Here is a 25,402-nt window from a genome sequence, read left to right as displayed (position 1 = left end):
CCCGGCAAACACCGCCCCGCGCCGCCGGGGCGAGCACCGGCTCAGGCCAGGGCCCGCGCCGCCGAGACGATCGCGCCGACGCCGATGCCGGCCCGGTCGAGCTGCTGGGCGGGGGTGCCGGAGCCGGGCAGCCCGCGTACCGCCAGGTGATTGACCCGGGCCGGCTCGCCCAGGTCGGCGAGCGCCTCCAGCACTGCGGAGCCCAGCCCGCCCTCCGGGTAGTGGTCCTCGACCACCAGCAGTCGCCCGCCGGTCTCCACCACGGCCTCGGCAAGGCGCTGCCGGTCCACCGGCTTGATCGAGTACAGGTCGATCACCCGGGCCTCGATACCCTCACGGGTCAGCTCGTCGGCGGCGGCGATGCAGAGGTGCACGGTCACGCCGGTGCCCAGCAGCGCGACGTCCCCGCCGTCGCGCAGCATCCGGCTGCCGCCGATCGGGAACGGCTCGGCGTCGTCGTAGAGCACCGGGTACGCGCCGCGCGTCGTCCGCAGGTAGCTGACCCCCGGGTGGTCCGGCAGCTGCGCGACCAGGGCCGCGCAGGAGACCGCGTCGGCCGGGCAGAGCACCGTGGAGCCCGGCACCGCGCGCAGCGCCGCGATGTCCTCCAGCCCCATCTGGGACGGGCCGTCCGGGCCGATCTCCACCCCGGCGTGCGAGCCGACCAGCGCGATGTCGGCCCGGGAGACGCCGGCCATCCGGATGAAGTCGTACGCCCGGGACCAGAACGCGGCGAACGTCGCCGCGAACGGGCGGTAGCCGCGCACCGCCATCCCCACCGCCGCGGCGGCGAGCTGCTGCTCGGCGATGAACATCTGGAAGAACCGATCCGGGTACGCGGCGGCGAAGCGATCCGCCCGGGTGGAGTCGCTGACCTCGCCGTCGAGCGCGACCACGTCGGGCCGGGCCGCGCCGAGGGCGCGCAGCGCGTCGCCGTACGCGTCCCGGGTGGCAACCTTCGCGCCGCGGGAGTACCGGGGCAGCTCCGGCTGCCCGTGCTCGGCCGGGGCGGTACGCGGCGCGGCAGGTGGCTTCGGTGCGGCGACCCGGATGCGGCGAGGGCCGCCGAGCGCCCGGACGGCCCGGTCGGCCAGCTCCGGGTCGAACGGCTTGCCGTGCCAGGACGGGTCGTTCTCCACCTCGGGCACACCCTTGCCCTTGACCGTACGGGCCAGCACCACGGTCGGCCCGGTGGCGTCACGCGCCTGCCCGTACGCCTCGTCGATCGCGCCGAGGTCGTGACCGTCGACGACTATCGCCTGGCAGCCGAACGCCTCGACGCGCCGCCGGTAGGTGTCCAGGTCCCACTCCAGCTCGGTGGGACCGCGCTGGCCGAACCGGTTGACGTCGACGATCGTGGTGAGGTTGCGCAGCCCGTAGTGCCCGGCCTTGTCCAACGCCTCCCACACCGAGCCCTCGGCGGTCTCGCTGTCGCCGCAGAGCACCCAGACGTGCGCGGGCGAGCGATCGAGGTACTGGGCGGCCAGCGCCACCCCGACGCCGACCGGCAGGCCCTGCCCGAGCGAGCCGGTGGCCACGTCCACCCAGGGCAGCACCGGGGTGGGGTGGCCCTGCAGGCGCGAGCCGGCCCGCCGGTACGTCTCCAGCAGCTCCTGCTCGCTGATCGCGCCGACGGCCCGGAACACCGCGTACAGCAGTGGGGAGGCGTGCCCCTTGGAGAAGATCAGGTGGTCGTTGCCGGGGTTGCCCGGGTAGGACCAGTCGTAGCGCAGGTGCCGGGCGACGAGCACGGCGAGCAGATCGGCGGCCGACAGGCTGGACGTGGGATGCCCGGAGCCGGCCATCGTGCTGCACCTGATGGCGTCCACCCGCAGCTGGGCGGCCAGTTCGGCCAACCCGGTCAGCTCCTCGTCGCGCAGGGTGCGCTCTGCTTGCAACGTCACCGCGATCGTCTCCCGGGTCGCCGAACTTCCGGACCAACGCTAGGCCGCCAAGGCGACCGTTGGTCCCCTTTCTGGTGTTTCACGCCCGGCCGATGAGCAGCCAGAGCGCCACCAGCAGGTACGGCAGCACCGCGACCGCGAAGGCCGCCGGATTACCGACCGCGCCGGCGAGCAGCCCGTACCCGCCGTAGAAGGCCACGACTGTCAGATCGGTGGCCATCCCGGCCAGCGAGGTGACGGTGGCCCGGGCCGACCCGGCGATCCGGGCCTGGGGCCGCACGTCGGCGAGCACGGTGGCCAGCTGGAACGCGGCGAACGCGGCCGCCAGCAGCACGAACCCCTCCGGGTGCCGCAGCAGCGCCCCGGCCGCCGTCGCGGTCGCCGCGAACACCAGCAGACCGGCGGGTCAGCCGCTCGCCCAGCGGCGCCAGCAGCCCGCCCACTGTCATCCCGGCCCACACGAGCAGGAGCAGCAGCGGAACGCCCACCTCGGCCATGCCGGTGTCGGCGGCCAGCAGCCCGGTGTACTCGTCGAGCCCGCCCCAGATCGCGGTCACGGCCGCGACCAGCAGCACGGCGGCGCGGACACGGCGGTCGGCCCGCACCTCGGCCAGTCCGAGACGCAGGCTGTCCAGCCAGCCGGGCTCGTCGTCACCCGGCCCCTTCCCCGGCTCGTCGCCCGCGTCCCGCCCGTCCGGCGCGGCGCCCCGGTGGTCCCCGGCGGGCACGAGATCGGGGCGGGACCGTGCGGTCCCGCCCCGATTCGTCGCGGCCGGATCAGCGGCGGAACTTCTCCACGTCCGCCTGCGGGATGACCATCGTGGCCTCGCTGTCCGCGGCCTGCTCGGCCGTCGGCTGGCGCGGCGTGGTCGGCTGGGTGCGCTCGGAGTCGGCGTACGCCGGAATGTGCTGCGTGGCCTCCGCGCCCGCCTGCGACGGCACCGGCTCGGTGGCCTCGGCGACGGCCGGCACCGACGGGGTGGCCGGGTACGCCGGAACCGGCTGCGTGCGGTCCGCCTCGGCGTCGCGGCTCACCGGCTGAGTCAGCTCGGAGTCCGCGTACGGACCGGTGGCGGCGAGGCGGGCCTCGACGTCACGCCGGCCGGCCCGGTAGGCGCGGGCGTGCGTGGCGATGGTGCGCGACTCCTCCTCGGCCCGGGTCAGCCAGTTCTCCCAGCGGCTCTGCATCGGCCGGACCAGCCCGCCGCCGACGCCGACGACCAGGATGCCGCCGACGGTGGCGAGCACCGCGATCAGCACCGGCGTGGTGACCGTGGTGGCGACGCCGATCTGGTTGAGCGCGGCGATGACACCGAGACCCAGGATGAACACCGAGGCGAGGTTGGCCAGCACCCGGCCGTACGAGAGGCCGCCGAGCGCGCTGGAGATGATGTCCTTGACCGCGCGGGCGATGGCCGCCGCGACCACCACGATGACGATGGCGACGAACGCCCGGGGCAGCCAGGCGATCACGCCGGCGATCAGGTCGGAGATGGGGTTCGGGCCCCAGATGCCGAACGCGAGCTGGAGCGTGACCAGCAGCACCCCGTAGTAGGCGAGCTTCGCGACGATGTCGCTGGCGTCGTACTTCGAGCGGGCCAGCGCGGTCTTGATTCCGCCGCGCTCGACGGCCCGGTCGAAGTGCACCCGCTCCAGCACCTTGTCGACGAGCTTGAGCACGGCCTTGGCGATCAGCCAGCCGGCGACCAGGATCGCGATGAACGCGACCGCCTTGGGCAGGAACAGCATCACCGAACGGAACGCGTCGCCCACCGCGTCCCCGAAGTTGTCTCTCATCAAGGTCCTCCACGTACATGGTCACGTTTTTGTTCGGGTGGGGCTACCCGGACCGGCGCGCGGGGAAACGCGGTCAGCCGCCGGGGCAGCGATAGACGACCCGGGTGCCCGCCTGCGCCGGCGCCGGCTCGATGATGTTGACGGTGGCCATGCCGGTGGTGGCACCGACCCCGGTGAACGTCCACTTGAGTGTGAGCGCGGCGGTCCGCTGCCCGCTGCCGACCCGTTCGGTGAGCACGGCGCCGGGTGGCGCGTCGGAGCGGAACCACTGGTACCGGATCGTCCCGCCGCGTCCGTTGGTGCGCACCGTGGCGACCACGTCGACTGTCACGTCGCAGGCGACACCGGCCGGCCGGGACACCGCGACGGTAACCCCTTCGACCTCCAGCGGATGCAACCGCTGCCACAGGTAGAGGCCGGCCGCCAGCAGCAGCACCGCGGTGAGCAGCGTGGACAGCACCGAGGCGACGCGGCGCCAGACCGGACGCGGGCGGATCGAGGGCGCGGTGGGCCACTGCGGCGCGGGCGGCGGCGTGGCCGGCACGCCCGGCCCGAAGCGCAGCTCGCCGCCCGAGGGCGGCCCGCCGCTCACCGCCCGCGCGTCGCCGGTCCGATCCGGGTACGCCCCGGCGCCCGCCGCCGCACCGGTGGCGTGGCCCCGGGGCGGTACGCCGGTGGGCTGCCACGACGCGGTGGGCTGCCACGATGCGGTCGGTTCCGCGCCGGGGCGCTGGGTCGGCCCCGCCGTCGGACGCGGGTAGACGGTGGCCTGCCCGGTCGTGTTTCCCGGGCGCAGATGGACCGTCGCCTCATCCATCGGCTTCGCCGGAGCCGGACGCAGACCCACCGTCGGCTCGCCGGCTGGACTGTCCGTGGCTGCGCGGAGACGAATCGTCGCCTCGTCTGCCCGGCCCGGGTGCAGGTGCACGGTCGGCTCCGCGCCTGGAGGCGTCGGCGTGGCCGAGGCGGCGAGGTCTGCTGTGCGGTCGTCCCCGCTCTGGACACCGCTCAGGTGGACGGTCGAATCAGCGGCGTCCGCGTCCCCGGTGAGGGGCAGGGCGCGGGTGGGCAGCGCCTCGGTGGGCTCGTCGGGGCGGGTCACGCGGAGGTTCCCCGGGACGGGCTGCGGTGCGTTGCGGTGGGCACTGTCGTACTCCTAGCCGGGGGTGCAGTCGTGGTAGAGCGTCACGTACACCGGTGACGCCGATGTGGTCGCGTTGCCGGCGGCGTCGGCGGCGGTGACCCGGACGAGGATCCGGGTGCTGCGCCTGGGCGTGGACAGCGGGCCGAGCGTGCCGGTGAACACGCCGCGCCCGGTGGCGACCATCCGGATCGTGCCGGTGGCGCCGTCGATGGTGTAGCCGAACGTGACGGTGAGCGCGGCCGGGCCGCTGCGGTCGTCGGTGACGGTGGCCGTGACCGTGCTGCTCTTGGCGCCGTAGGGGCAGCCCTTCGGGTCCAGCTCGCCCGGGTCGGCGCGGACGCCGTCCACGACCGGCGCTGTCACGTCCGGCGGTGGTGGGCTGCTGCGCGACGCGCCGGTAGTGGGCGTGCCGGTACGGGTCGGCGTCCCGGAAGGGTCGGAGGTGGCTGACGGCGCGGGAGGTGGCGGTGCGGCGGACGCGGTGGACGGGCTGGGCGTCGGGGACGGGCTCGGCGACTCGGCGCCGCTCGGGTCCGGTGTGGGTGCGCCGGTGGTGGCGGGACCGGCGCTCCCCGGGCCGGCCGGGCCCGCGGCGGGCGTGCCGTCGTGGGCGGCGTAGCTGTAGCCGGCGCCCCCGGCCAGGACGGCGGCGACCAGGGCGCCCGCGGCGAGCGCGGTACGGGTGCGGCCACCGCGGAACCGTCCACCCCGGCCGGTGGTGCCGCCCAGCGCGGTGTGTGCCACCGCGGTGGCCCCCTCGGCCCGGTCCGGGAACGGCCACAGCGCGGCGAGCAGCGCGGCCCGCCGCGCGAGCTCGCGCAGCCCGCGTTCCTCCCAGTCCGGCCCGTAGCCGGTGCCGGCGACACGCTCCAGCAGCTCCAGGAACGCCTCGGCGGACGACGGACGGTCGTCGGGGCGTTTGGCCATGCCGTGACGCAGCAGGTCGTGCACCGGCGGGGGCGCCGCCTCGGCGGGGATCGGCGCGCCGGCGTGCTGGTCGCGCAGGGAGAGCAGGTCCGGTCCCTGGTACGGGGGCCGGCCGGTGAGGCACTCGAAGAACGTGGCGGTGGCGGCGTAGACGTCGCACGCCGGGCTGGCCGGGGCGCCGGTCCACTGCTCGGGGGCCATGTAGCGGGGCGTGCCGGAGACGGTGGCGCCGGAGCCCTGGCCGGTCGGCATGGCGATGCCGAAGTCGGCGAGCTTGCTCACCCCGCCGCCGGTGACCAGCACGTTCTCCGGCTTGTAGTCGCGGTGCACGACGCCGTGGGCGTGTGCGGCGGCCAGGCCGGCGAGTGAGCCCTTGAGGACGCACAGCGCGGCCTCGGGCGTGGTCGGGCCGTGTTCGCGCAGCATCTGGCGCAGCGAGACGCCGTCGACCAGTTCCATCACGATCGCCGCGCCGTGCGGACTCTCCACGTACTCGTAGAGGCGGCTGACGTGCGGGTCGTCGATCTCGCCGAGCAGCCGGGCCTCGGTGCGGAACGCGGTCCGGAACGCCGAGTCCGCGCCCAGGTCGCGGACCAGGTACTTGATCGCGACCGGGGTGCCGGTCGGATCGTGGATGGCGAGCACGACGCTGCCCGACGCTCCGGCGCCGAGCCGGCGGACCTGCGTGTATCCGGACAGTTCCCAGCCGCTCATGCGACAGACTCCACGGCGTCCCAGGGGCGGATGTCGGACGCCGCCTCGCTCGTCATTCTCACCGTGGCGCAGCCGCCGGCCATCGCCGCAACGGCTGCTTCCGGACGCCGGTCGGCGCCCGGTTCCCGGTACGGCGCAGCGCCGCCCGGCACGTGGTCGGTATCGGACACACCGTCACGAGTACCAGACCCCGGCAACCGCTCCCGCCTCATCGATCATGAAGTTGACAGGGATAAAAAGGGCAGATATCGCCGCCAACCTCATGATCGGCGGAGAGGAAGCGGAGCGGCGGGGGTAAGGAGCGTCAGAAGCGGCGGGGTGGGCGGATGCCGGCCGGTGGAGGGGTGCGGAGCAGCCAGACGGGGTTGCTCGCGCCCACTATCTCGCCGTCGCGGTCGCGGATCTGGGTGCGCACGTACGTGCCGGCGCCGACGCGCACCGGGAGGTCGTGCCAGCCCTGCCGCAACTGCCGCCAGGGGACCTGCCCGACCCGGACCGCCGGTGTCGGGTCCGCGACACCGGCCCGGTCGACCTCGCCGGTGACCGTCTCCAGCGTGGCGCCCGCGGGCAGGTCGGTGGCGCGCAGCCGCACCGTGACGGTGTCCTCGGCGAGCACGGCGAGCGCGCCCATGGCGCTGCGGCCACCCAGTTCCAGGTCCAGCGCGCCCCGGTAGCCGGCCAGGTCGGCGAACCACGCCTGCCCGGCGCGCAGCGCCGCGACCAGGTCGTCCCGGCCGGTCGAGGCCGCCCAGACCGACGTGACGTTCCGGTCCCGGCCGGCCCGCCAGTCGGTGCCGTCGTGGTCGTCGGTGACCCCGACGGCGGTGAGCGGGATCGCGTTGCGGGCTGCCACGTCGTACGCCCACAGGTGGTCCTCGACCGGTCTCCGGCCGATCTCGATCAGGTCGACGCCGAGCGCGTCGCGGCTGACCAGCAGCCGGGCCAGCGACTCGCGGCGCTCCGCGTCCAGCGGGTGGTTCCAACAGACGACGCCGCCGTGCGAGTGCAGGAACTCCACCATCTTCTCGGTGGCGTCGACGTCGTTGTCCCGGTGCGGCGGGGACGGGAAGCGCGGCAGCGTGCCGTCGCCACCGAACCAGTTGAGGTGCCGCACCATCGACACCTCGTACGCGCGGTGGTGGGTGACGCCGGGGTACGCCCCGTCGTAGCCGCGCAGCACCTCGGCGCGCAACTCCTCGCCCGCCTGCCCGGCGCGGCGGGCGCGGTCGAAGACGAGCCGGTCCACCAGGTACGCGCCGCGCGCGCCACCGGCCACCGTCACGCCGAGGCGCAGCCCGCGCAGCGAGTTGTCCCCGGCGACCAGGTCCGGCCAGAGCCGCCGCACGTCGGCGAGCAGGTCGAACGTGTACGGCCGCCACGCACCGGCCGGCGCGGGCAGCTCCACTGTGCCGTGCCGGCCGTCGACCGTGTGCCGGACCGTGTCCACTCCGCCGAGGCGGTAGCGCAGCACGAGCTGCCCGGCGGGCCGGCCGGGTCCGGCCGGGTGGTGCGAGAGCGCCAGCTCCACGGTGAGCGTGGCGTCCCGGCCGGCGGCCTCGCGGCGGACGTCGAGGTGCAGTGTGGTGTCGGAGATGTTGGCGGTGTGCGTCCAGTTCCACGCCTTGCCCGCATACCAGAAGGTGCCGGAACCGGCGGCGGTGAGGCGCAGCGCGCGGCCCGGGCCGTCGAGGGCGTCCGGCGCGTCCACGAAGTCGGCGGCCGAGGCGGACAGCCGCCCCTCGGTGGCCGGCTGCCAGGTCCAGGCCAGGCCGCCCTCGCGTTCCTCCGGACCGTCGAAGTGGACGACGCGGCGGTGGTCGTGGGCGGCGACCCGGAAGTCGTGGTCGGTCCACCAGAGCACGTCGACGCCGTTGCGGCGGGCCTGGTCCAGGTGGGCGGCGTAACTGGCCACGCCCTCGCTGAACGAGGCGTGCAGGTGCATCGCCATGCTGACCGGCCGCCGGCCGCGTGGCGGGGGCGGCGGCCTGTCGTGCGTGGCGGCCAGCCCCACCGGCACGCCGATCCCGGCGACCGCCAGCCCGCCGGCGGCGGCGAGCAGGCTACGCCGGTCCAGCCGCCCGCGACCCGCCATGCCACTCCCCCATCCCGCCGGGGCCAGCGTACGTGCGGAACGTCAACGCGGGGGCACCGCCACCCGGGCGGCGAGCGCGGCGGTCGGGCACGCCCGCGGCCCGGCGCACCACGCGGCCGGCCGCGTCCACCACCAGCACGGTCGGGGTGCGCCACACGTTCAGTTCCCGGGCCGCGTCGAGGTGTTCGTCCACGCCGACCTCCAGCACCGTCACGCCGCCGAGGCGGGTGGCGACGTCGGCGAGCACCCGGCGGGCGGCCCGGCAGGGCGCGCAGACCGGGGCGGAGAACTGCACCAGCGTGACCTCGCCGGGGCGTACCCCGAGGGCGGTGAGGCTGGCCCGGTGCGGCGCGTCGGCGGCGGTCGATGGGCGATTCCGGACGGCGCGCAGCCGCCCGTCGTGGCGGCGGCGCCACCAGCCGAACGCGGTGGCGGCCACGAGCACCGCGAGGAGCACGACGATCCCGGCCGGGCTGGGCGACTGCACCGGCCCAGGCTGTGACGGCGGACAGCGGAAGGACATGGTCCGTCCCGGTCAGCGAATATGAGATCGCCTACTCCGGCGGTAGGAACGACCGGCGAACGTCGCTTTTGTCCTCTGGCGCACCGCGCGCGCCCGGCAATATTCTCCACCACGCGCGCATTCTTTGCAGTTCCTTTACATCGCCCGGCGCTGGCCGGGCCATCGAGGAGGCGAGATGCACTTCGACCACCCCGAGCTGGACCGCCGTACGCTGCTGCGGGCCGGCCTCGGCGCCGCCGCGGTCGCGGTCGTCGGGAGCGAGCTCGCCCTGCCGGCCGCCGCGCAGGCGGCGCCGGGCGCGAACCTCGACTGGATCATCAGCTGCGACGAGTGGGCCGCCCGCCCGCCGGCCGACCCGCTGTCGGTGAGCGCGATCCCGACCAACAAGATCATCGTGCACCACATGGCGTTCCCGAACGTCACCGACTACTCCGAGGAGCACGCCAGGCAGCTCGCCCGCGACTGCCAGGACCTGCACATGGACGGCAATGGCTGGTCCGACACCGGGCAGCACTTCACGGTGAGCCGCGGCGGCCACGTCCTGGAAGGACGGCACGGCAGCCTGGACCGGCTGCGGGCCGGCGACCGGCAGATGATCGCCGCGCACTGCCCGGGCGAGAACGGGCGGGCCATCGGCATCGAGAACGAGGGCACCTACGTCACCGAGACGCCGCCGGAGGAGCTGCTCGACTCCCTCGCCCGGCTGTGCACCGCGATCTGCCGGCAGTACGGACTGCACGCGCACGACATCTTCGGCCACTGGGACTTCCGCGCCACACTCTGCCCGGGCGCGATGTTCTACCGGGAGTTCCCGGCGCTGCGCCGCGCGGTGTTCAAGGAACTCGGCACCGACCTGGGCGACGTGCCGGCCCGCCGCTGGCCGGACATCTGGCGCTTCGTCGGAGGGCCGGTGGTCCGGGTCGCGCAGTACCTGCTGACGTTCCAGGGCTACACCGTGCCGGTCACCGGCGTGTTCGACGCGGCCACCGTCGCGGCGGTGCAGGACTGGCAGGCCCGCAACGGCATCCCTGTCGACGTCGACGCCACCCTCACGGCGCCGACCTGGGAGACCCTGGCGCCGGAGCTGGACCAGAAGTCGAGCGGGATCCCGGTGACCGCCGCGCAGTTCATGCTCGCCTCCAAGGGCTACGCCGAGGTCGTCCCGACCGGCGAGTACGACCACGCCACCCGCACGGCGGTGAAGGACCTCCAGCACCTGCACGGACTACCGCCCAACGGCAAGATCAGCACCACCACCTGGTGCGCGCTGGTGGGGGGTGTGGTGCGCCAGTCGTTCCACAAGCACTGACGGCGCACCGGCGGGGAGAGCGGTGGGGGTGGCGACGCGCCACCCCCACCGCCTCGTTGTGGTGCGGAACGCGGCGAAACGTCGGCATTGACGACTGGTGAACAACGGCTATCCCGGACGCCGGTGATGCACCGATCATTGCCCGCAGATAGATATGAGTCATTCTCACCTCCGGGCACGACGCCCGGCGCGGAGGGCGAGACACCGTCAGCCGGGCGTACCGAACGGCCCGACTCCGCGTCCCCGGAGGATCGCCATGCCACGACCCGCCATCCGTGCCCGCCTCGCGGCGCTCACCGCCGCCGTCCTCACCGCGAGCGTCCTGACGGTCACCCCGCCGTCACCGGCGCTCGCCGACACCACGTTCACCCCCGACGACTACTGCCTCGGCCAGTGCGCCGACATCCTGCCGCCCGGCCAGAACGGCAACGCCACGCTCGCCGGCATCCTGGCCCACCAGGCGCTCGGCACCCGGCCCGCGCACTCCAGCGACCAGCTCGACGAGTACGCCAACCTGGTCTACAACTACGCCGGGCTGACCGACGAGCAGATCGCCCACTTCTACAACGACGCCTCGTTCGGCGTCCCCGACGCGCAGGTCGAGAGCAGGATCTCGCCGCGTTCGGACGTCACCATCGTGCGGGACAAGGCCACCGGCGTCCCGCACGTCACCGGCACCACCCGCGCCGGCACCATGTTCGGGGCCGGCTACGCCGGCGCCCAGGACCGGCTCTGGGTGATGGACCTGCTGCGGCACGTCGGCCGCGGCAACGTCACCTCGTTCGCCGGCGGCGCCCCCGGCAACCGGGAGCTGGAGCAGAGCGTCTGGGCCAACTCGCCCTACACCGAGGCCGACCTCCAGGCCCAGGTGGACGCGCTGCGCCTCAAGGGCACCCGGGGCCAGCAGCTCCACACCGACGTGGCCGACTACATCGCCGGCATCAACGCCTACATCGACAAGTCGATCGCCGACGACAACTACCCCGGCGAGTACGTGCTCACCGGCGCCGGCAAGCCGAAGCACTTCACCATGACCGACCTGATCGCCACCGCCGGTGTCATCGGCGGGCTGTTCGGCGGAGGCGGCGGCAGCGAGATGCAGTCCGCGCTGGTCCGGGTGGCCGCCCGGGCCAAGTACGGGCCGACCGAGGGCGACCGGGTCTGGACGGCGTTCCGCTCGCAGAACGACCCGGAGACCGTGCTGACGCTGCACGCCGGGCAGAGCTTCCCCTACGGCGCGACGCCGCCCGGCGCCACCAGCGCGGTGCTGCCGGACGCCGGCACCGTGGTCGCCGAGCCGCTCGCGTACGACGCCACCGGCGGGGCCGCCGCCCGCACCGGCACCAGCGCGGCCACCAAGGACCTGCTCGGCGGCCTGTCCACCCTGCGGTCGCACGGCATGTCCAACGCGGTGGTGGTCTCCGGACGGCACACCACCAGCGGCAACCCGGTGGCCGTGTTCGGCCCGCAGACCGGCTACTTCGCTCCGCAGCTGCTGATGCTCCAGGAACTCCAAGGGCCAGGGATCAGCGCACGCGGCGCCGCGTTCGCCGGGCTGAACCTCTACGTGCTGCTCGGCCGCGGCCAGGACTACGCGTGGAGCGCCACCTCCGCCAACCAGGACCTGACCGACACGTACGCGGTGCCGCTGTGCACCACCGACGGCACCGCGCCGACGCTGCGCTCCAACCGCTACCTCTACCGCGGCCAGTGCGTCGCGATGGAGGTGCTGGAGAAGCGCAACTCCTGGTCGCCGACGCTCGCCGACTCCACCCCGGCCGGCGCGTACACGCTGCGCTCGCTGCGCACCAAGTACGGGCTGGTGGCCTACCGGGGGCTGGTGAACGGGCAGCCCACCGCGTTCACCAAGCTGCGCTCCACCTACCGGCACGAGGCCGACTCGGCGATCGGCTTCCAGGCGTACAACGACCCGGCGGCGATGGGCAGCGCGGCGGCGTTCCAGGCGTCCGCGGCCAGCGTCGGGTACGCGTTCAACTGGTTCTACGTCAACTCGACCGAGGCGGCGTACTTCAACTCCGGCGCGAACCCGGTCCGCCCGTCCGGGCTCGACCCGAACCTGCCGGCCAAGGCGGAGCCGGCGTACGAGTGGGCCGGCTGGAACCCGGACACCAACGACGCCACGTACGCCCCGGCGTCGGCCCACCCGCAGTCGGTCAACCAGGACTACTACGTCAGCTGGAACAACAAGCAGGCGCGCGACTTCGGCGCGGCCGACGGCAACTTCAGCTACGGCGCGGTGCACCGCGCCCAACTTCTCGACGGCCCGGTCAAGGCGGCCATCGCCCAGCGCAAGGTCGGCCGCGCCGACGTCGTGCGGATCACCGCCGAGGCGGCGGTGACCGACCTGCGCGGCCAGCAGGTCCTCGGCGAGTTGCTGCGGGTGCTGGACAGCACGCCGGTCACCGATCCGGCGCTGGCCGCCGCGGTGAGCAAGCTGCGGGCCTGGCAGCAGGCCGGGTCGCGGCGGGTGGAGACGTCGCCCGGGTCGAAGATCTACCAGCACGCCGACGCCATCCGGATCTTCGACGCCTGGTGGCCGCTGCTGGCCTCGGCGCAGTTCCGGCCCGGTCTCGGCCCCGACCTGTACGGCGCGCTCGTCGGCGCCCTCCAGGTCAACGAGTCGCCCTCGGGCGGCCAGAACGCGGCGCGCGACGGCACCGTGAACTGGGCGTCGCAGGGGCAGGCGCACAAGGGCTCGTCGTTCCAGTACGGCTGGTGGGGTTACGTCGACAAGGACCTGCGTGCCGTGCTCGGCGACCCGGTGGCCGGTGGGCTCGGGCGCACCTACTGCGGCAACGGCAACCTGGGCGCGTGCCGGCAGGCGCTGCTCGACACGCTCGGCCAAGCCGCGGCGGCGCCGGCGACCACCGTCTACCCGGGCGACTCGTCCTGCGGGGCCGGCGACCAGTGGTGCGCCGACTCGATCGCCCAGTCCGGGCTCGGCGGCATCACCCACCCGCTCATCGCCTGGCAGAACCGGCCCACCTACCAGCAGGTCGTCTCGTTCCCGGCGCGCCGGGGCGACGCGGTGACCAACCTGGCGCAGGGCCGCACCGCCACCGCGTCGAGCACCCAACTCCTGACCAGCAACACCCCGGCCAAGGCGGTCGACGGCAGTCTCGGCAGCCGGTGGTCCAGCAGCTACAACGACAACCAGTGGCTGCGGGTGGACCTCGGCTCGGCCCGGACGATCAGCCGGGCGGTGCTGCGGTGGGAGGCGGCGTACGCCACCGGCTACCGGATCGAGGTCTCCGGTGACGGCAACTCCTGGCAGCCGGTGTTCAGCACCACCACCGGCAACGGCGGCGTCGACAACGCGACGTTCGCCCCGGTCGGCGCCCGCTACGTACGGATGTACGGCGTCACGCGGGCCACCTCGTACGGCTTCTCGCTCTACGAGTTCGAGGTCTACGGACGGTGACCGCTCGCGACCGGCCGGCGGGTGCTCCCGCCGGCCGGTCGCCTGTGTCCGGGCAGGTCAGTCCCGCCAATTCGAACATGTGTGCGAGAATGTCGGGGTGTCGAGCGAGGCCACCATCCTGCACGCCGACCTGGACGCGTTCTACGCGTCGGTCGAGCAGCGCGACGACCCCCGGCTGCGCGGCCGGCCGGTGATCGTCGGCGGCGGCGTGGTCCTCGCGTGCAGCTACGAGGCCAAGGCGCGGGGCGTGCGCAGCGCGATGGGCGGCCGGCAGGCGCGGCGGCTCTGCCCGGACGCGACAGTGGTGCCGCCCCGGATGGCCGCGTACACCGCCGCCAGCCGGGCGGTGTTCGAGATCTTCCGGCACACCACCCCGCTCGTCGAAGGGCTCAGCATCGACGAGGCGTTCCTCGACGTGGGTGGGCTGCGGCGGCTCGCCGGGCCGCCGGCCGGCATCGCGGCCGTGCTGCGGGATCGGGTACGCCGCGAGGTCGGCCTGCCGATCACCGTCGGCGTGGCCCGGACGAAGTTCCTGGCGAAGGTGGCCAGCGGCGTGGCCAAGCCGGACGGGCTGCTGGTCGTGGAGCCGGAGCGGGAACTGGCGTTCCTGCACCCGCTGCCCGTCGAACGGCTGTGGGGCGTCGGCCCGGTCACCGCCGCCCGGCTGCGCGAGCGCGGCATCCGTACCGTCGGGCAGGTGGCCCGGCTGGACGAGCCGACGCTGGTGTCGCTGGTCGGCGCGGGCGCCGGCCGGCACCTGCACGCCCTGGCGCACAACCGCGACCCCCGGGCGGTGCAGGTGGGCCGCCGCCGTTCCTCGATGGGCGCGCAGCACGCGCTGGGACGCGGGCCGCACTCCCCCGCCGACCTGGACGCGGTGCTGGCCGGCCTGGTCGACCGGGTCACCGGGCGGATGCGCGCCGCCCGGCGCACCGGCCGCACCGTGACGCTGCGGCTGCGCTTCGCCGACTACACCCGGGCCACCCGGTCGCACACGCTCGACGAGCCGACCGCGCAGACCGGGCCGCTGCGTGCCGCCGCCGGTGACCTGCTGCGCGCCGCGCTCCCGCAGATCGCAGAACGTGGCGTCACGCTGCTCGGCGTCTCCGTGGGCAACCTGGGCGGCGGGCACACGCAGCTCACCCTGCCGTTCACCGCCGACCCGGGCCCGGCGCTGGACGCCGCCGTCGACGCGGTGCGAGACCGCTTCGGATCACGGGCGCTGACCCGCGGCGTGCTGCTCGGCCGCGACCCGGGCGTCGAGACGCCCCGGCTGCCGGACTGACCGGGTCACTCCTCGATCGCGCCACCCACCGCGCGCAGGTGCGCCCGGAACGTCAGCGCCGGGTCGGCGGCCCGGGCCGCCAGGTACGCGCCGAACCCGACCTGCGCGCGCAGCGACTGCCCGGCCCGGATCCGGTCGGCCTGCCGCCGCTCGGTGTCCCGGATGGACTCGGCCAGCTCGAACAGCTCCCCGGCCCGATCGGCGGGTACGAACAGCACGCCGTCGTCGTCGGCCAGCGCCAGATCCCGCGGGCCGACAGTGAACGGACCGACCCGGGCCTGCTCCAGCGCACCGTCCGGGCGCGGGTCCAGTTCCAGCGGCCCGCTCGGGGTGGCGCCGAGGCTGAACACCGGCAGGCCGACCGCGACCAGGTCCGCGGTGTCGCGGTGCGCGCCCCACACCACCAGCCCGGCCAGGCCGGCGGCCCGCGCCTCCAGCACCACCAGGTCACCGACGCAGGCCCGGTCGGTGCGCCCGCCGTCGTCGACGACGAGCACGTCCCCGTCGGCGGCCTGCTCGATCGCCTCCAGGAAGACGTCCACGCTACCGGCGTGCCGGGCCGGGCGAACCCGGCCGGCCAGGCGCCGGCCGGGCAGCACCGGGACGACGGCGGCCGGGGCGCAGCGGACGGGGACGCCGGCGCGCAGGCAGGCGTCGGCGACGTGGGCGGTGCTCAGCGCGGCGAAGCGCGCGGCCGGCTCGTCGTGACGGGTGTCCATGCGCCGACGCTAACCAGCCGGAGCGGCGCGGGCAGGTGCCAGTCGGCACCCGGTGGCCTGCGGCCCGGCCCGGCCCGGTGGATCCTCCCCCGGCCGGACCCCGCACGCCGGGGCGGGTCAGCGCCCGAACGTGCGGTCGAGCAGGTCGAACAGGGCCGTCCAGTGCCGCTGCGTGGCCCGCTCGTCGTACATCGGGGTGTCCGACTGGGTGTAGCCGTGGCGGGCGCCGGCGTACACCTCGGAGCGGTAGGTCACACCCGCGTCGTCCAGCGTCCTCTCCAGCGTGGCGATCTGCTCGGCGGTCATCGACGGGTCGGCGTCGGCGTGCCCGAAGTACAGTTCGCCGGTCACCGCGCCGACGGCCAGGTGCGGGCTGTCCGGGGCGTCGGTGACCACCCGCCCGGCGTGGAACGCGGCCACCGCGGCGATCCGGTCCGGAAGCGCCTCGATCGCGCGCAGCGCGTTCGTGCCACCCATGCAGTAGCCGGTGAGCACCGCCGGGCCCGGCGCGACATCCGGGCGGGCGGCGAGGAAGTCCAGGTAGGCGGCGGTGTCGCGGGCCACCGCATCAGGCGTCAACGCGGCCATCATCGGCCCGAGCCGCTCGAACAGGGCGGCCCGGCGGCTGTCGTCGGCGAGCGCGCCGAGGTCGACAAGCGGCGCGCGCCCGGAGCGGTGGAACAGGTTGGGGGCCAGCACCACGTAGCCGCGGGCGGCGATCGTGGCGGCCATCTCCGCCACCCGGGGCCGCAGCCCGAACGCGTCCATGAACAGCAGGACGGGCGGGAACGGCCCGGCGGCCTCCGGCACGGCCAGGTAGGCGTCGGCCGTCCCGTCGGGGGTGGGCACGTCCACGGTCGTCGGCTGCACTGTCGGGGCCTCCTCGCTGCGGGTTCGCGCTGCACGCTACCCGGGCCCGACGACGCCGGCACCCGAGGGCGCACCGGCCGTTTGCGGAGGTCCAGGGCGGGAATCCCGCACTCCCGGCGGAGGAAGGCGGCGAGATGGACCAGGACCAGTTCATCGACGCGGTGGCCCAGCGGTGCGGCGCGTCCGCGGAGCAGGCCACCGCCGTCACCCGGGCCACGTTGACCACGCTGGCCGAGCGCATCGACGGCGGGGAAGCCCGCGACCTCGCGGACCGGCTGCCGGAGGCGCTGCGGGCGTACGCCTTCGGCCCGGCCGAGGATGCCGAGCCGTTCGGCCTCGACGTGTTCGTGGAGCGGGTGAGCGGGCGCGCCGACGTGGACGCGGACGCCGCCCGGGACGGGGTCACCGCGGTGTTCGACGTGCTGCGCGACGCCGTCGACCCGGCCGCCTACGCCCAGGTCGTCGGGCAACTCCCGGCCGAGTACGGCGAGGTCGCCGACCAGAGCGCCAGGTATCTGACCGGTCAGTGATCCGGGCTGTCCGGGCGGGCCATCAGCCGCAGCGCGTTCGGGTCCAGGCCGATGCGGACCGGGGTCCGCCCGTACGGCTCGCCGTCGACCTCGATGCGGGCCGGCCGGTCGGTGTCCAGCCACACCTGGCGTACCGCCAGGAACGGCTCCTCGCCGAGCGTGCGGCGGTGGCCGGCCGCCGCGTTGCGCGCCGTCTCGCGCAGCAGCCCGCGCCGGGTCGGCCCGCCCACCGGGTACGCGACCAGCAGCCGGTCGTCGGCGGTGGCGTCGGCGGTGATCGGCCGGCCGGCGTGGAAGCCGCCGTTCGCCACGTACACCTGGTGCGTGGTGAAGGTGTGCTCGCGGCCCTCGGCGCGGACCGTCACGGCCAGCGGGCGGTGCCGGGCCAGCAGCCCCAGCCCGGTCAGCGGGTACGCGAGCCGCCCGACGACCCGCTTCAGCGCCGGGGGCGCGGCCTGCATGATGTCGGCGGACAGCCCGATCCCGACGTGGTTGGTGAACCGGGTGTCGCCGATCAGGCCCAGGTCGACGTCGATCACCTTGCCGTCGGTGAGCACTCCGATCGCGGCGTCCAGGTCGAGCGGGACGCCGACGGTGCGGGCGAAGTTGTTCGTGGTGCCCAGCGGCAGCAGGCCCATCGCGATGTCCCGGTGGGCGAGCAGCCGGGCCGCCGCGCCGACGGTGCCGTCGCCGCCGCCGGTGACCAGCAGGTCCGGCCCGAGGCCGGCGGCCTCGGCGAGCACCTGGTCCAGCTCGCCCGGCCGGTCCACCGGGTAGGCGCCGAGCAGCGTGAACCCGGCCGCGCGCAGGCGCGAGTGGACGGTGTCGTAGAGCCGCCGGCCACGGCGGGAGTGCGCGTTGACCACCAGCGCCGCCCGCCGCCGTTCCCGGATCGCCGCCGACAGTTCCTGCTTGGTCCGCACGGGTGCGACAGTAGCCGCCCGCGGCCGTGGGCCGGTCGCACTGCCGGTGTTGAGCGGGTCGGTTATCGTCGCGGCGGTCGAGATCATCGAGCTTGGAGGGTGGTTGTCCAGATGAGTCAGCCCGCAGCGCCGCAGGCGACAGTTCCTGGTCCCCCGACCGCACCGCGGAGTCGTCCGGGGCGGACCCTGATCGGGCTGGCACTGGTCGTCCCGGCGGTGATCGCCTGGATCTGGTCGTACGTCCTGCCCACCCTCTCCACAGTGGCCCGCAGCTTCGACAACGACGGGCCGCGCCGCCCGGATCAGGCGGCCGGTGCGTCGAACTACGAGTCCGTGTTCGCCTCGGGGTTCGTCGGACAGGTCGGCTTCGCGGTGCTGCTCAGCCTGATCCCGCTGGCGGTGGCGCTGCTCGCCGCACCGCTGCTCGCCGTCCTCGCCGACCGGGCCGGCCGGGTCGCCCGCCTGGTCACCCGGGGCGTGCTGGCGCTGCCGCTCGCCGCGTACGCGCCGGTCGCCGTGTACCTCGGCCGACGCACCGAGAACATCGAGAGCGGCACCTACACCGAGAATCTGCAGTCCCCCCGGACGTTCCTCGTCTCGGCGCTGGCACAGGTGACGTTCGGGCTGGTCGTCGCGGTAGCCGCGACGCTGTACCTGAGCGCACTGCGCCGCCGTGACCTCGACCAGCGACCCGCGCCCGCCATGCTGGCCGTCGGCGGGCTGCTCGGGCTGGGCGTCCTCGCGGTCGGCCTGCAGACGTTCACCGCCCCGTACATCCTGACCGGCGCCGGGCCGGGCGGCGACTACACGGCGACGCCGGTGTTCAGCATCGCGCAGACCTCGTTCCGGACGTTGCGCCTGGGCGTCGGATCGGCCACGTCGACGCTGCTGCTGGTTCTGCTCGGGCTGCTCGGGTTGGCCGCGGTGGGACTGATCCTGGCGACCCGGCTGCGCATCGAATTCGACGGCTGGCGGGACGGCCCGGCCGTCCGGGAGGCGGAGTCCTTCGCCGGCCGCCGACCGCTGCTCGTCGGGTCGACCGTCGCCGCGCTCGTCGTGGTCGTCGGCGTGACCGTCTGGGCGTCGCTGCCGTGGCTGCGGAACTTCTCCGCCGATACCGGGCCCCTGCCGCGGGGGATCGAGACCACCAACGTGTTCGCCAACACCTGGGTGCCGCCCCTGCTGTCCACACTCGTCGCGGTGACGCTCGCCGCGCTGGCCGGATTCGGGATCGGCGCGCTGCGACCGCTCGGACGCTGGAGCGAACTGCTGCTGGTGCCGTTCGCGCCCTGGTTGTTCGTCGGTGCCGGCCCGCTGGCCATCGCCAATTTCGAACGCACAATGGAGCGCGAACAGCTGGGCCTGTTCCTCGCCCTGGTGCCGCCGACCTGGCTGTCGGTGCCCGCGCTGTTCGCGTTCACGCTGCTGTTCCGGGGCCAGCACGAGCGGTGGCGCTCCGGCGGTGGCGCCAGCCGTACGCTGCTGCTGCCGGCGCTGCCGATGCTGGCCGTGACCGCGTTGCTGACCTGGCTGGCGCACGCCCAGTCGCCACTGTGGACGACACTGGTGGGTAAGGGTCCGGACAGCCTCACCGCGCCCGCGCTGGTGACGATGATCGCGAACCGCGCGTTCGGCGGCGGCGGTGAGCTTCCGCTGGGCCTGATCCTGCCGCTGCCGATGCTGGTGCTGTTCGTGCTGCTGTTCGCCGCGCTCATGATCGGCTACGTGGAGCGGCTCGCCATCCGGGTGGGGCGGCGCAGCGACGCGGACGCGCCGCCCGCCGGGGCGGACGAGCCCGTCGCCAAGGTCACCGCATAGGGAAATCCCCGATTACGGGCGGTGACGTCGCGCCTAGCGTCGCAGGCATGGCAACTGACGCGCTCACCCCGGTCCGGACCGCCCGTCTCCACCGCGCCCGCCTGGCGCTGCCCCTGGTGCTGCTCGCCCTGCTCGCGCCGGCCGGGTGCGACTCCGGCGGCGACGTGTTCGACGGCGGCTCGGCCGACACCGTGGCGGGCGAGGACGGCGGCGACCCGGACGCGGGCGCGGTGGACGACGTGCGGCCACCGTGCCCGTTCACCGCCGCCCAGGTCTCCGAACTGGTCGACCGGAAGCTGCGCGACGAGGGCAACTGCTCGTTCGGCGACGGCATCGCCCAACTGTCGGTCACCACCGCCTCCGTCACCGCCGGCAAGACCACCTACAACTACCAGCACAACCAGGCCGTCGAGCAGTACGAGAAGGTCGTCGACCTGGACCGGGGCGAGCAGGGCTACCTCGCGGTCAAGGACGTGCGCGGCGAGGCGGTGCTGATCGACGGCAAGGGCGCGTACACGGTGACCATCAGCAGCTTCAGCGGCGGCACCACCGGCAACGAACAGATCCTGCGTCGCGCTCTCGACGCGATCCCGGCCTGAGCGGGGCAGGCGTGCGAACCCGCCGACTGATCGCGCTCGCGTTGACCGCGACCCTGCTCATTGCGCCGGCCGGCTGCGGCGGCGACGACCCGCCGGCCGCCGGTGGCGCAGCGCCCGGCGCGGGCACGCCGGTCGCGGACCCGACCGGGGAGGCGCCGGCCGAGCCGAGCACCGAATCGGTGGACGCCGCCGACGCGCCGGACGCCTGCGCCCTGGTGCCCGAGGCCGACGCCGAACGCCTCGCCGGCACGCCGCTCGACGAACCGGTGGTGGCCGGGCAGTCCTGCACCTTCACCGCACCGACGAGCGGGCCGACCGCCCAGGTCGAGGTGTTCGTGGGCGAGGGCGCCAAGAAGTACCTCGACATCGAGCGGCAGCTCGGGCACGAGATCCGCGAGCTGACCGGAGTGGCCGACGAGGCACTGCTCACCTATGAGGCGTTCTTCCTCCGCAAGGGGGACCTGTGGGTCGCGGTGCGGCTGGTGCGGCTCAACGACCCACAGGAGAACCGGGCGCCGCTGGAACGACTCGCCCGTACCGTCGCCGGCCGGATGTGACGGCGGCGGTGCGCGGCCGGCGGCTGCTCGCGGCCGGTCTGGCGGTGCTGCTCCTGGTGACCGGCTGCGGCGGGTCCACGCCGGACCCGGCCGGCGCGGGCGACGGGGAGCAGCCCCGGTACGGGCGGGCGCCGGCGCCGGGGAAGGACGTCACGCTGCAACCGGACGTGGTGCTTGTCGGCGGGGGCAGCCGCACCGTGCGGTCGGTGAGCCCGGACGGGCTGATCTGGCGGCTGGACCCGGACGCGCGCGACGCCGACCGGCTCGCACCCGGCCGGGTCATGTTCCTCACCGGACGCGGCGTGGGCCGGGTGCTCGACCTGGCCGAGGACGGCGGCGACCTGGTCGTCACGATCGGCCCGGTCACGCTCACCGAGGTGATCCGGGACGGCACCTTCGGTGGGGACGACGTCACCCTCGACCGCCCGACGGTCTACGTGGCCGGCGAGCCGTCGTGGACCCGGGAGACCGCGGCGGCCGGCGGCACGCTCGGCCGCTCCCGCCCGCTCTCCGTGGCGCCCGCCCAACCGCCACCGGCACCGGGCGGGCAGGCGGGCGCCACCGCACACGGCTACCGGGTGCGGACGTTCTGCTGCGCCGGTGGTGTCGGCACGCACTTCACGTACGACGACGGCGGGCTCCGGCTCGCCGGCACCGCGACGCTGACGGTCGGGCGGCCCGCCGCGTCGTTCCACCTGGCCATCGGCGCGGGCAAGGTGAATCGGGCCGAACTGGAGATCGGCGGCGGCTTCGGCATCAAGGTGGACTTCACCGCCGGCATCGACGGCGGGCAGAACCACCGCCGCACGTTTCCGGTGCCGGTCGACATCGCGTTCCCGATCGGGCTGGTCGCCGGCCTGCCGCTGTCGTTCACGGTGAGCCAGACGCTGGAGGTGGCCACCGCGTTCGGCGCACGCCGGGGCACGTTCCGCGGCGCCGGCGAGTACGCGCTGGCCGGCAAGCTCGGGTTCGGCTACGCCGGCGGCCAGGTGGGCTCGCGTGTGACGGAGGGCTTCGCCCGCCGGGTGAGCCTGCTCGACTCGCTCACCGGCGTGCCGGTCGGCGTGATGGGCCTGGTCGTCCGGCACGGCGTGCGGTTCACCATGGGCATCAGCGCGTTCCTGTTCACCGCCGGCATCTGGTTCGAGCTGATCACCTCGTACGGCGCCACCATCGGTTCCGCGCTCGGCGCGCCGTACGCGCTGTGCCGGGGTGTCGGGCTCGGCGTGCGGGCGAGATTCGGGATCGGCTACCGGATCCTGGAACCCGTCATCCAGGTGATCAACAAGTTCCTCAGCCTGCTCAGCCCGTCCCGGGCGCCCCGGATCCCGCCGGTCGCGGCGACCGCCGGACCGAGTTGGCGCGCCGACGTCTACCACGACGAGGAGGTCATCCCGCCCGTCTCGATATGCAAACAGGTTCCAGGCTAGGCCGCGCCGACGCTGGGTTCGCGGGCGCCGCTGTGCCACGATCCCGCCATGGACGCCGCACTGGTCGGCCGCGACGCGGTCGTCGAGCGGGTGTGGCGTGCCCTGGCGGCGGGCACTCCGGTGCTGCTCGACGGTCCCAGCGGCATCGGCAAGACGGCGCTGTGGCGAGCCGTGCTCGACCACGCCCGGCGCACCGGCTGGCGGCTGCTGTCCGCCGCGCCCACCGAGGCCGAGACGGCGCTGCCGTACGCGGCGCTCGCCGACGTGCTCCGCCCGCTGGTCGACGCGCTGCCAGGGCTGCCGGCGCCGCAGCGGGCCGCGGCCGACATGGTGCTCCTGACCGGCGAGCACGACGGCGCGGCGGTCGACGAACGGGCCGTGGGCGCCGCCACCCGCACCCTGCTCGACACGGCGGTGACGGACACGCCCCGGCTCCTGCTCGCCGTCGACGACCCGCAGTGGCTGGACCCGCCGAGCGCCCGGGCACTGCGGTTCGCGCTGCGCCGGCTGTCCCGGTGGCCCGCCGTCCTGGCCACCCACCGCACCGGCGGGAACCCGCCGGCGCCGGTGCCGCTCGGGCTGGACGACGACCCGACCGGCCGGCACCCGCTGCTGCGCGCCGACGTACCGCCGCTGCCCGCGCCCGACCTGCACCGCATCCTGCAAGCCCGCCTCGGCGGCACGCTCAGCCGCCCGCTCGTCGAGCGGCTGGCGCGTGACGCGGACGGCAACCCGCTGCTCGCCGTCGAACTGGCCCGGGCGGTGCTGCGGCTGCCCCGCCCGCCCGCGCACGACGAAGACCTGCCCGTGCCGTCGTCGCTGCGCCGGCTGCTCGCCGAGACGCTGCGGACGCTGCCCGGCCCGAGCCGGGAGGCGGTACGGCTGGCCGCGTTGCTCACCGTGCCGGACATGCGGGACCTGACGGCGGCGGGGACACCGCCCGGCGCGCTGGACGCGGCGGAGGACGCTGGGCTGGTCGTGGTCACGCCGAGCCGGATCAGCTTCGCGCACCCCCGGTATGCGGCAGCGGTCCGGGAGAGCATCCCGCCGGGGGCCCGGCGGCGCCTGCACGCGGTGCTCGCCCGCGCGGTCGCCGACCCGGACGAGCGGGCCCGGCAACTGGCCCGGTGCGCGGTCGCGCCGGACGCGGACGTCGCCGCCGACCTGGCCGCCGCGGCGGCCCGGCAGCGGATGCGTGGCGCGCCCGCGCTCGCCGCCGACTGGTTCGCGCGGGCGGCCGAGCTGACCCCGCCGGCCGCGACCGCCGACCGCAACCGGCGTCGCCTGGACGCGGTGCAGTGCCGCATCGACAGCGGGGACTACGCAGCGGCCGGCCGGGCCGCCGAGGCCGCGGCCGCGGAGCTGGCGGGCGCCGAGCGGGGTGAGGCGCTGCTGCTGCGCGCGCTCGTCGCCTGGTGCGCCGACGACCTGGTCACCGCCGTGCGGGTGGCCGAGCAGGCGCTCGCCGCGGCCGGACCGGACGGGCACCTGGCCGGGCGGATCCACACGCACCTGACGATGTTCCACGACCAGCCGGAGGCCGCGCGGGCGCACGCGCGGGCGGCGATCGCCCGGCTCTCCGACCGCGACGACCACCGCCCGCTGCTCACCGCCGCGCTGCTGCTGCTCTTCTTCCACGAGGTACGCGCCGGCGGAGAGGCGCCGACCGGGCTGCTCGACCGGGCGCTGGCGCTGGAGGCCGGTGAACCGTCCTACCTGGCCGGTTCGGTGCCGGCGATCTGGTGGAAGGCCGTCGACGACCACGACCGGGCGCGGGCCCGGCTGCACCTCATGCTGGACCGGGCGGTGGCGCGCGGGGACGACCCGCTGCGGCACGAGGTGCTCACCCACCTCGGCGAGACGGAACTGCTGGCCGGGCGTTTCGCCGAGGCCGGTACGCACATCGCCGCCGCCCGCGACCTGGGTGAGCAGCTGGGCACGGGCCTGGTGGGCGAGAGCTGGCTGGCCGGCATGCTCGACGCGCACCGTGGCCGGCTGGCGCGGGCGGGCGCCGCCGCTGCCGGACTGCGCCGCGACGACGACCACGGCGACGCGTGGAGCCGCCGGCTGCACCGCCAGCTCGCCGGGCTGGTGGCGCTCGCCTCCGGCGAATGGGCCACGGCCGCGGCGGCGTACGGCTCACTCGCGGCCGACCTGGACGGTTCGGGCATCGCCGAGCCGCTGGGGCAGCGGTTCGAGCCGGACTGGATCGAGGCGTGCGTGGGCGCCGGTGACCTGGACACCGCGCACGCGGCGCTGGACCGGCTGGCCCGGCGGCACGGGCGGCTGCCGCGACCGTGGACGACGCTCGGGCTGGCCCGCAGCCGGGTGCTGCTGGCCGGTGCGACGGGAGCGGACCCGGGCGAGGCGCTGGACGCGCTGGCGCAGGCCCGGGCCGCCGTGCCGGAGGCGGTACTGCCGCTGGACCGGGCCCGCTGCCTGCTCGCCGCCGGCCGGGCGTACCGGCGGGTGCGTCGCCGGCGGGAGGCGCGGGCGGCGCTCGACGCGGCGGTGGCCGAGTTCGACGCCCTCGGCGCGTCCGCCTTCGCCGATCGGGCGCGGGCGGAGCTGGGCCGCATCGGCGCCCGCAGTCCGGCCCCGACGACGCTCACCGCGACGGAGGAGCGGGTGGCCCGGCTCGCCGCCCGGGGGCAGACGAACCGGCTCATCGCCGACGCGCTCTACATCAGCCCGAAGACGGTCGAGGCGAACCTGGCCCGGGTCTACCGCAAGCTGGGCATCGCCAGCCGCGCCGAGCTGGGCGCGGCGATGGGCCGGCCGCCCGGGCAGCGACCGTGAGACTCACCCCTCCGCGGGTG

At 75.1% G+C, this 25,402-nt stretch carries 17 protein-coding genes and 2 pseudogenes; 9 read left to right on the top strand and 10 right to left on the bottom strand.

Going from position 1 to position 25,402, the window contains the following annotated elements; all coding sequences use genetic code 11:
* Positions 1–41: 41 nt before the first annotated feature.
* The 7 genes and pseudogenes from ACFYON_RS10320 to ACFYON_RS10290 form a co-directional block, all read right to left on the bottom strand.
* Entirely contained in the window at positions 42–1,904 is a 1,863-nt protein-coding gene (locus ACFYON_RS10320; protein WP_357707836.1) for a transketolase, read from the bottom strand.
* A gap of 79 nt (positions 1,905–1,983) precedes the next feature.
* Positions 1,984–2,602 (bottom strand): annotated as a pseudogene (locus tag ACFYON_RS10315) (MFS transporter); the annotation flags it as partial.
* Positions 2,603–2,978: 376 nt separating this feature from the next.
* Positions 2,979–3,701, bottom strand: a pseudogene (locus tag ACFYON_RS10310) (hypothetical protein); the annotation flags it as partial.
* Between the two features lie 73 nt (positions 3,702–3,774).
* Entirely contained in the window at positions 3,775–4,803 is a 1,029-nt protein-coding gene (locus ACFYON_RS10305) for a hypothetical protein (RefSeq protein ID WP_387188406.1), read from the bottom strand.
* 54 nt (positions 4,804–4,857) lie between these two features.
* On the bottom strand, positions 4,858–6,486 hold the full coding sequence (locus ACFYON_RS10300; RefSeq protein WP_354863419.1) for a serine/threonine-protein kinase: 1,629 nt from the start codon (positions 6,484–6,486) through the stop codon (positions 4,858–4,860).
* A 304-nt stretch (positions 6,487–6,790) separates the two neighbouring features.
* Positions 6,791–8,578, bottom strand: coding sequence for a hypothetical protein (locus ACFYON_RS10295; RefSeq protein ID WP_354863420.1), 1,788 nt, complete (start codon positions 8,576–8,578; stop codon positions 6,791–6,793).
* Positions 8,547–9,065: a thioredoxin family protein gene (locus tag ACFYON_RS10290; RefSeq protein ID WP_354863421.1), complete on the bottom strand. Its 519-nt coding sequence runs from the start codon at positions 9,063–9,065 to the stop codon at positions 8,547–8,549. The genes ACFYON_RS10295 and ACFYON_RS10290 overlap by 32 nt, the downstream gene beginning before the upstream one ends.
* A 211-nt stretch (positions 9,066–9,276) precedes the next feature.
* Between ACFYON_RS10290 and ACFYON_RS10285 the strand changes: the two genes are divergently transcribed.
* The 3 genes from ACFYON_RS10285 to dinB all read left to right on the top strand — a co-directional run bounded on the left by ACFYON_RS10285 (position 9,277) and on the right by dinB (position 15,137).
* Positions 9,277–10,410 carry an N-acetylmuramoyl-L-alanine amidase gene (locus ACFYON_RS10285; protein ID WP_354863422.1) on the top strand — a complete coding sequence of 378 codons (1,134 nt, stop codon included), beginning with the start codon at positions 9,277–9,279 and terminating at the stop codon, positions 10,408–10,410.
* Positions 10,411–10,666: 256 nt separating this feature from the next.
* On the top strand, positions 10,667–13,852 hold the full coding sequence (locus tag ACFYON_RS10280; protein WP_387188410.1) for a penicillin acylase family protein: 3,186 nt from the start codon (positions 10,667–10,669) through the stop codon (positions 13,850–13,852).
* A gap of 97 nt (positions 13,853–13,949) precedes the next feature.
* Entirely contained in the window at positions 13,950–15,137 is a 1,188-nt protein-coding gene (dinB, locus tag ACFYON_RS10275) for a DNA polymerase IV (protein ID WP_355095978.1), read from the top strand.
* Between the two features lie 5 nt (positions 15,138–15,142).
* Here dinB and ACFYON_RS10270 read toward each other — a convergent pair whose 3' ends face one another.
* Together ACFYON_RS10270 and ACFYON_RS10265 are read right to left on the bottom strand one after the other, a co-directional pair.
* Entirely contained in the window at positions 15,143–15,856 is a 714-nt protein-coding gene (locus ACFYON_RS10270) for an RraA family protein (protein WP_387188412.1), read from the bottom strand.
* A 117-nt stretch (positions 15,857–15,973) separates the two neighbouring features.
* On the bottom strand, positions 15,974–16,726 hold the full coding sequence (locus ACFYON_RS10265; RefSeq protein WP_355097453.1) for a dienelactone hydrolase family protein: 753 nt from the start codon (positions 16,724–16,726) through the stop codon (positions 15,974–15,976).
* Between the two features lie 134 nt (positions 16,727–16,860).
* Between ACFYON_RS10265 and ACFYON_RS10260 the strand changes: the two genes are divergently transcribed.
* The gene (locus ACFYON_RS10260) at positions 16,861–17,256 is read left to right on the top strand and encodes a DUF2267 domain-containing protein (RefSeq protein WP_354863427.1); all 396 of its coding nucleotides are present in this window, start codon (positions 16,861–16,863) and stop codon (positions 17,254–17,256) included.
* Here the strand turns inward: ACFYON_RS10260 and ACFYON_RS10255 are convergent.
* A complete protein-coding gene (locus tag ACFYON_RS10255) occupies positions 17,250–18,179 on the bottom strand; it encodes a diacylglycerol kinase family protein (RefSeq protein ID WP_357707845.1) in 930 nt (309 codons plus the stop codon). The genes ACFYON_RS10260 and ACFYON_RS10255 overlap by 7 nt on opposite strands.
* 111 nt (positions 18,180–18,290) lie before the next feature.
* Here ACFYON_RS10255 and ACFYON_RS10250 point away from each other — a divergent pair, with 111 nt between their 5' ends.
* The 5 genes from ACFYON_RS10250 to ACFYON_RS10230 are packed head-to-tail and all read left to right on the top strand — an operon-like array spanning position 18,291 to position 25,382.
* Positions 18,291–19,997, top strand: a complete 1,707-nt coding sequence (locus tag ACFYON_RS10250) for a sugar ABC transporter permease (protein WP_357707847.1) — start codon at positions 18,291–18,293, stop codon at positions 19,995–19,997.
* 47 nt (positions 19,998–20,044) lie between these two features.
* On the top strand, positions 20,045–20,596 hold the full coding sequence (locus ACFYON_RS10245) for a hypothetical protein (RefSeq protein WP_357707849.1): 552 nt from the start codon (positions 20,045–20,047) through the stop codon (positions 20,594–20,596).
* Positions 20,597–20,607: 11 nt separating this feature from the next.
* Positions 20,608–21,153 (top strand): hypothetical protein, encoded by a 546-nt coding sequence (locus ACFYON_RS10240; RefSeq protein ID WP_357707851.1) that lies wholly within the window; start codon positions 20,608–20,610, stop codon positions 21,151–21,153.
* On the top strand, positions 21,150–22,583 hold the full coding sequence (locus tag ACFYON_RS10235; RefSeq protein WP_387188415.1) for a hypothetical protein: 1,434 nt from the start codon (positions 21,150–21,152) through the stop codon (positions 22,581–22,583). The genes ACFYON_RS10240 and ACFYON_RS10235 overlap by 4 nt, the downstream gene beginning before the upstream one ends.
* 48 nt (positions 22,584–22,631) lie before the next feature.
* Positions 22,632–25,382 carry an AAA family ATPase gene (locus ACFYON_RS10230; protein ID WP_354863433.1) on the top strand — a complete coding sequence of 917 codons (2,751 nt, stop codon included), beginning with the start codon at positions 22,632–22,634 and terminating at the stop codon, positions 25,380–25,382.
* The last annotated feature ends 20 nt before the right edge of the window (positions 25,383–25,402 follow it).

The sequence above is a fragment of the Micromonospora sp. NPDC005686 genome, assembly GCF_042871665.1.
Lineage (GTDB): Bacteria > Actinomycetota > Actinomycetes > Mycobacteriales > Micromonosporaceae > Micromonospora.
This window is presented reverse-complemented; position numbering and strand designations above follow the sequence as displayed.

Bases quoted from the DNA above. Each gene is read 5' to 3' on its own strand.
- ACFYON_RS10300 (WP_354863419.1), bottom strand. From the start codon at position 6,486: ATGAGCGGCTGGGAACTGTCCGGATACACGCAGGTCCGCCGGCTCGGC.
- ACFYON_RS10295 (WP_354863420.1), bottom strand. From the start codon at position 8,578: ATGGCGGGTCGCGGGCGGCTGGACCGGCGTAGCCTGCTCGCCGCCGCC.
- ACFYON_RS10285 (WP_354863422.1), top strand. From the start codon at position 9,277: ATGCACTTCGACCACCCCGAGCTGGACCGCCGTACGCTGCTGCGGGCC.
- ACFYON_RS10280 (WP_387188410.1), top strand. From the start codon at position 10,667: ATGCCACGACCCGCCATCCGTGCCCGCCTCGCGGCGCTCACCGCCGCC.
- ACFYON_RS10270 (WP_387188412.1), bottom strand. From the start codon at position 15,856: ATGGACACCCGTCACGACGAGCCGGCCGCGCGCTTCGCCGCGCTGAGC.
- ACFYON_RS10260 (WP_354863427.1), top strand. From the start codon at position 16,861: ATGGACCAGGACCAGTTCATCGACGCGGTGGCCCAGCGGTGCGGCGCG.
- ACFYON_RS10250 (WP_357707847.1), top strand. From the start codon at position 18,291: ATGAGTCAGCCCGCAGCGCCGCAGGCGACAGTTCCTGGTCCCCCGACC.
- ACFYON_RS10245 (WP_357707849.1), top strand. From the start codon at position 20,045: ATGGCAACTGACGCGCTCACCCCGGTCCGGACCGCCCGTCTCCACCGC.
- ACFYON_RS10230 (WP_354863433.1), top strand. From the start codon at position 22,632: ATGGACGCCGCACTGGTCGGCCGCGACGCGGTCGTCGAGCGGGTGTGG.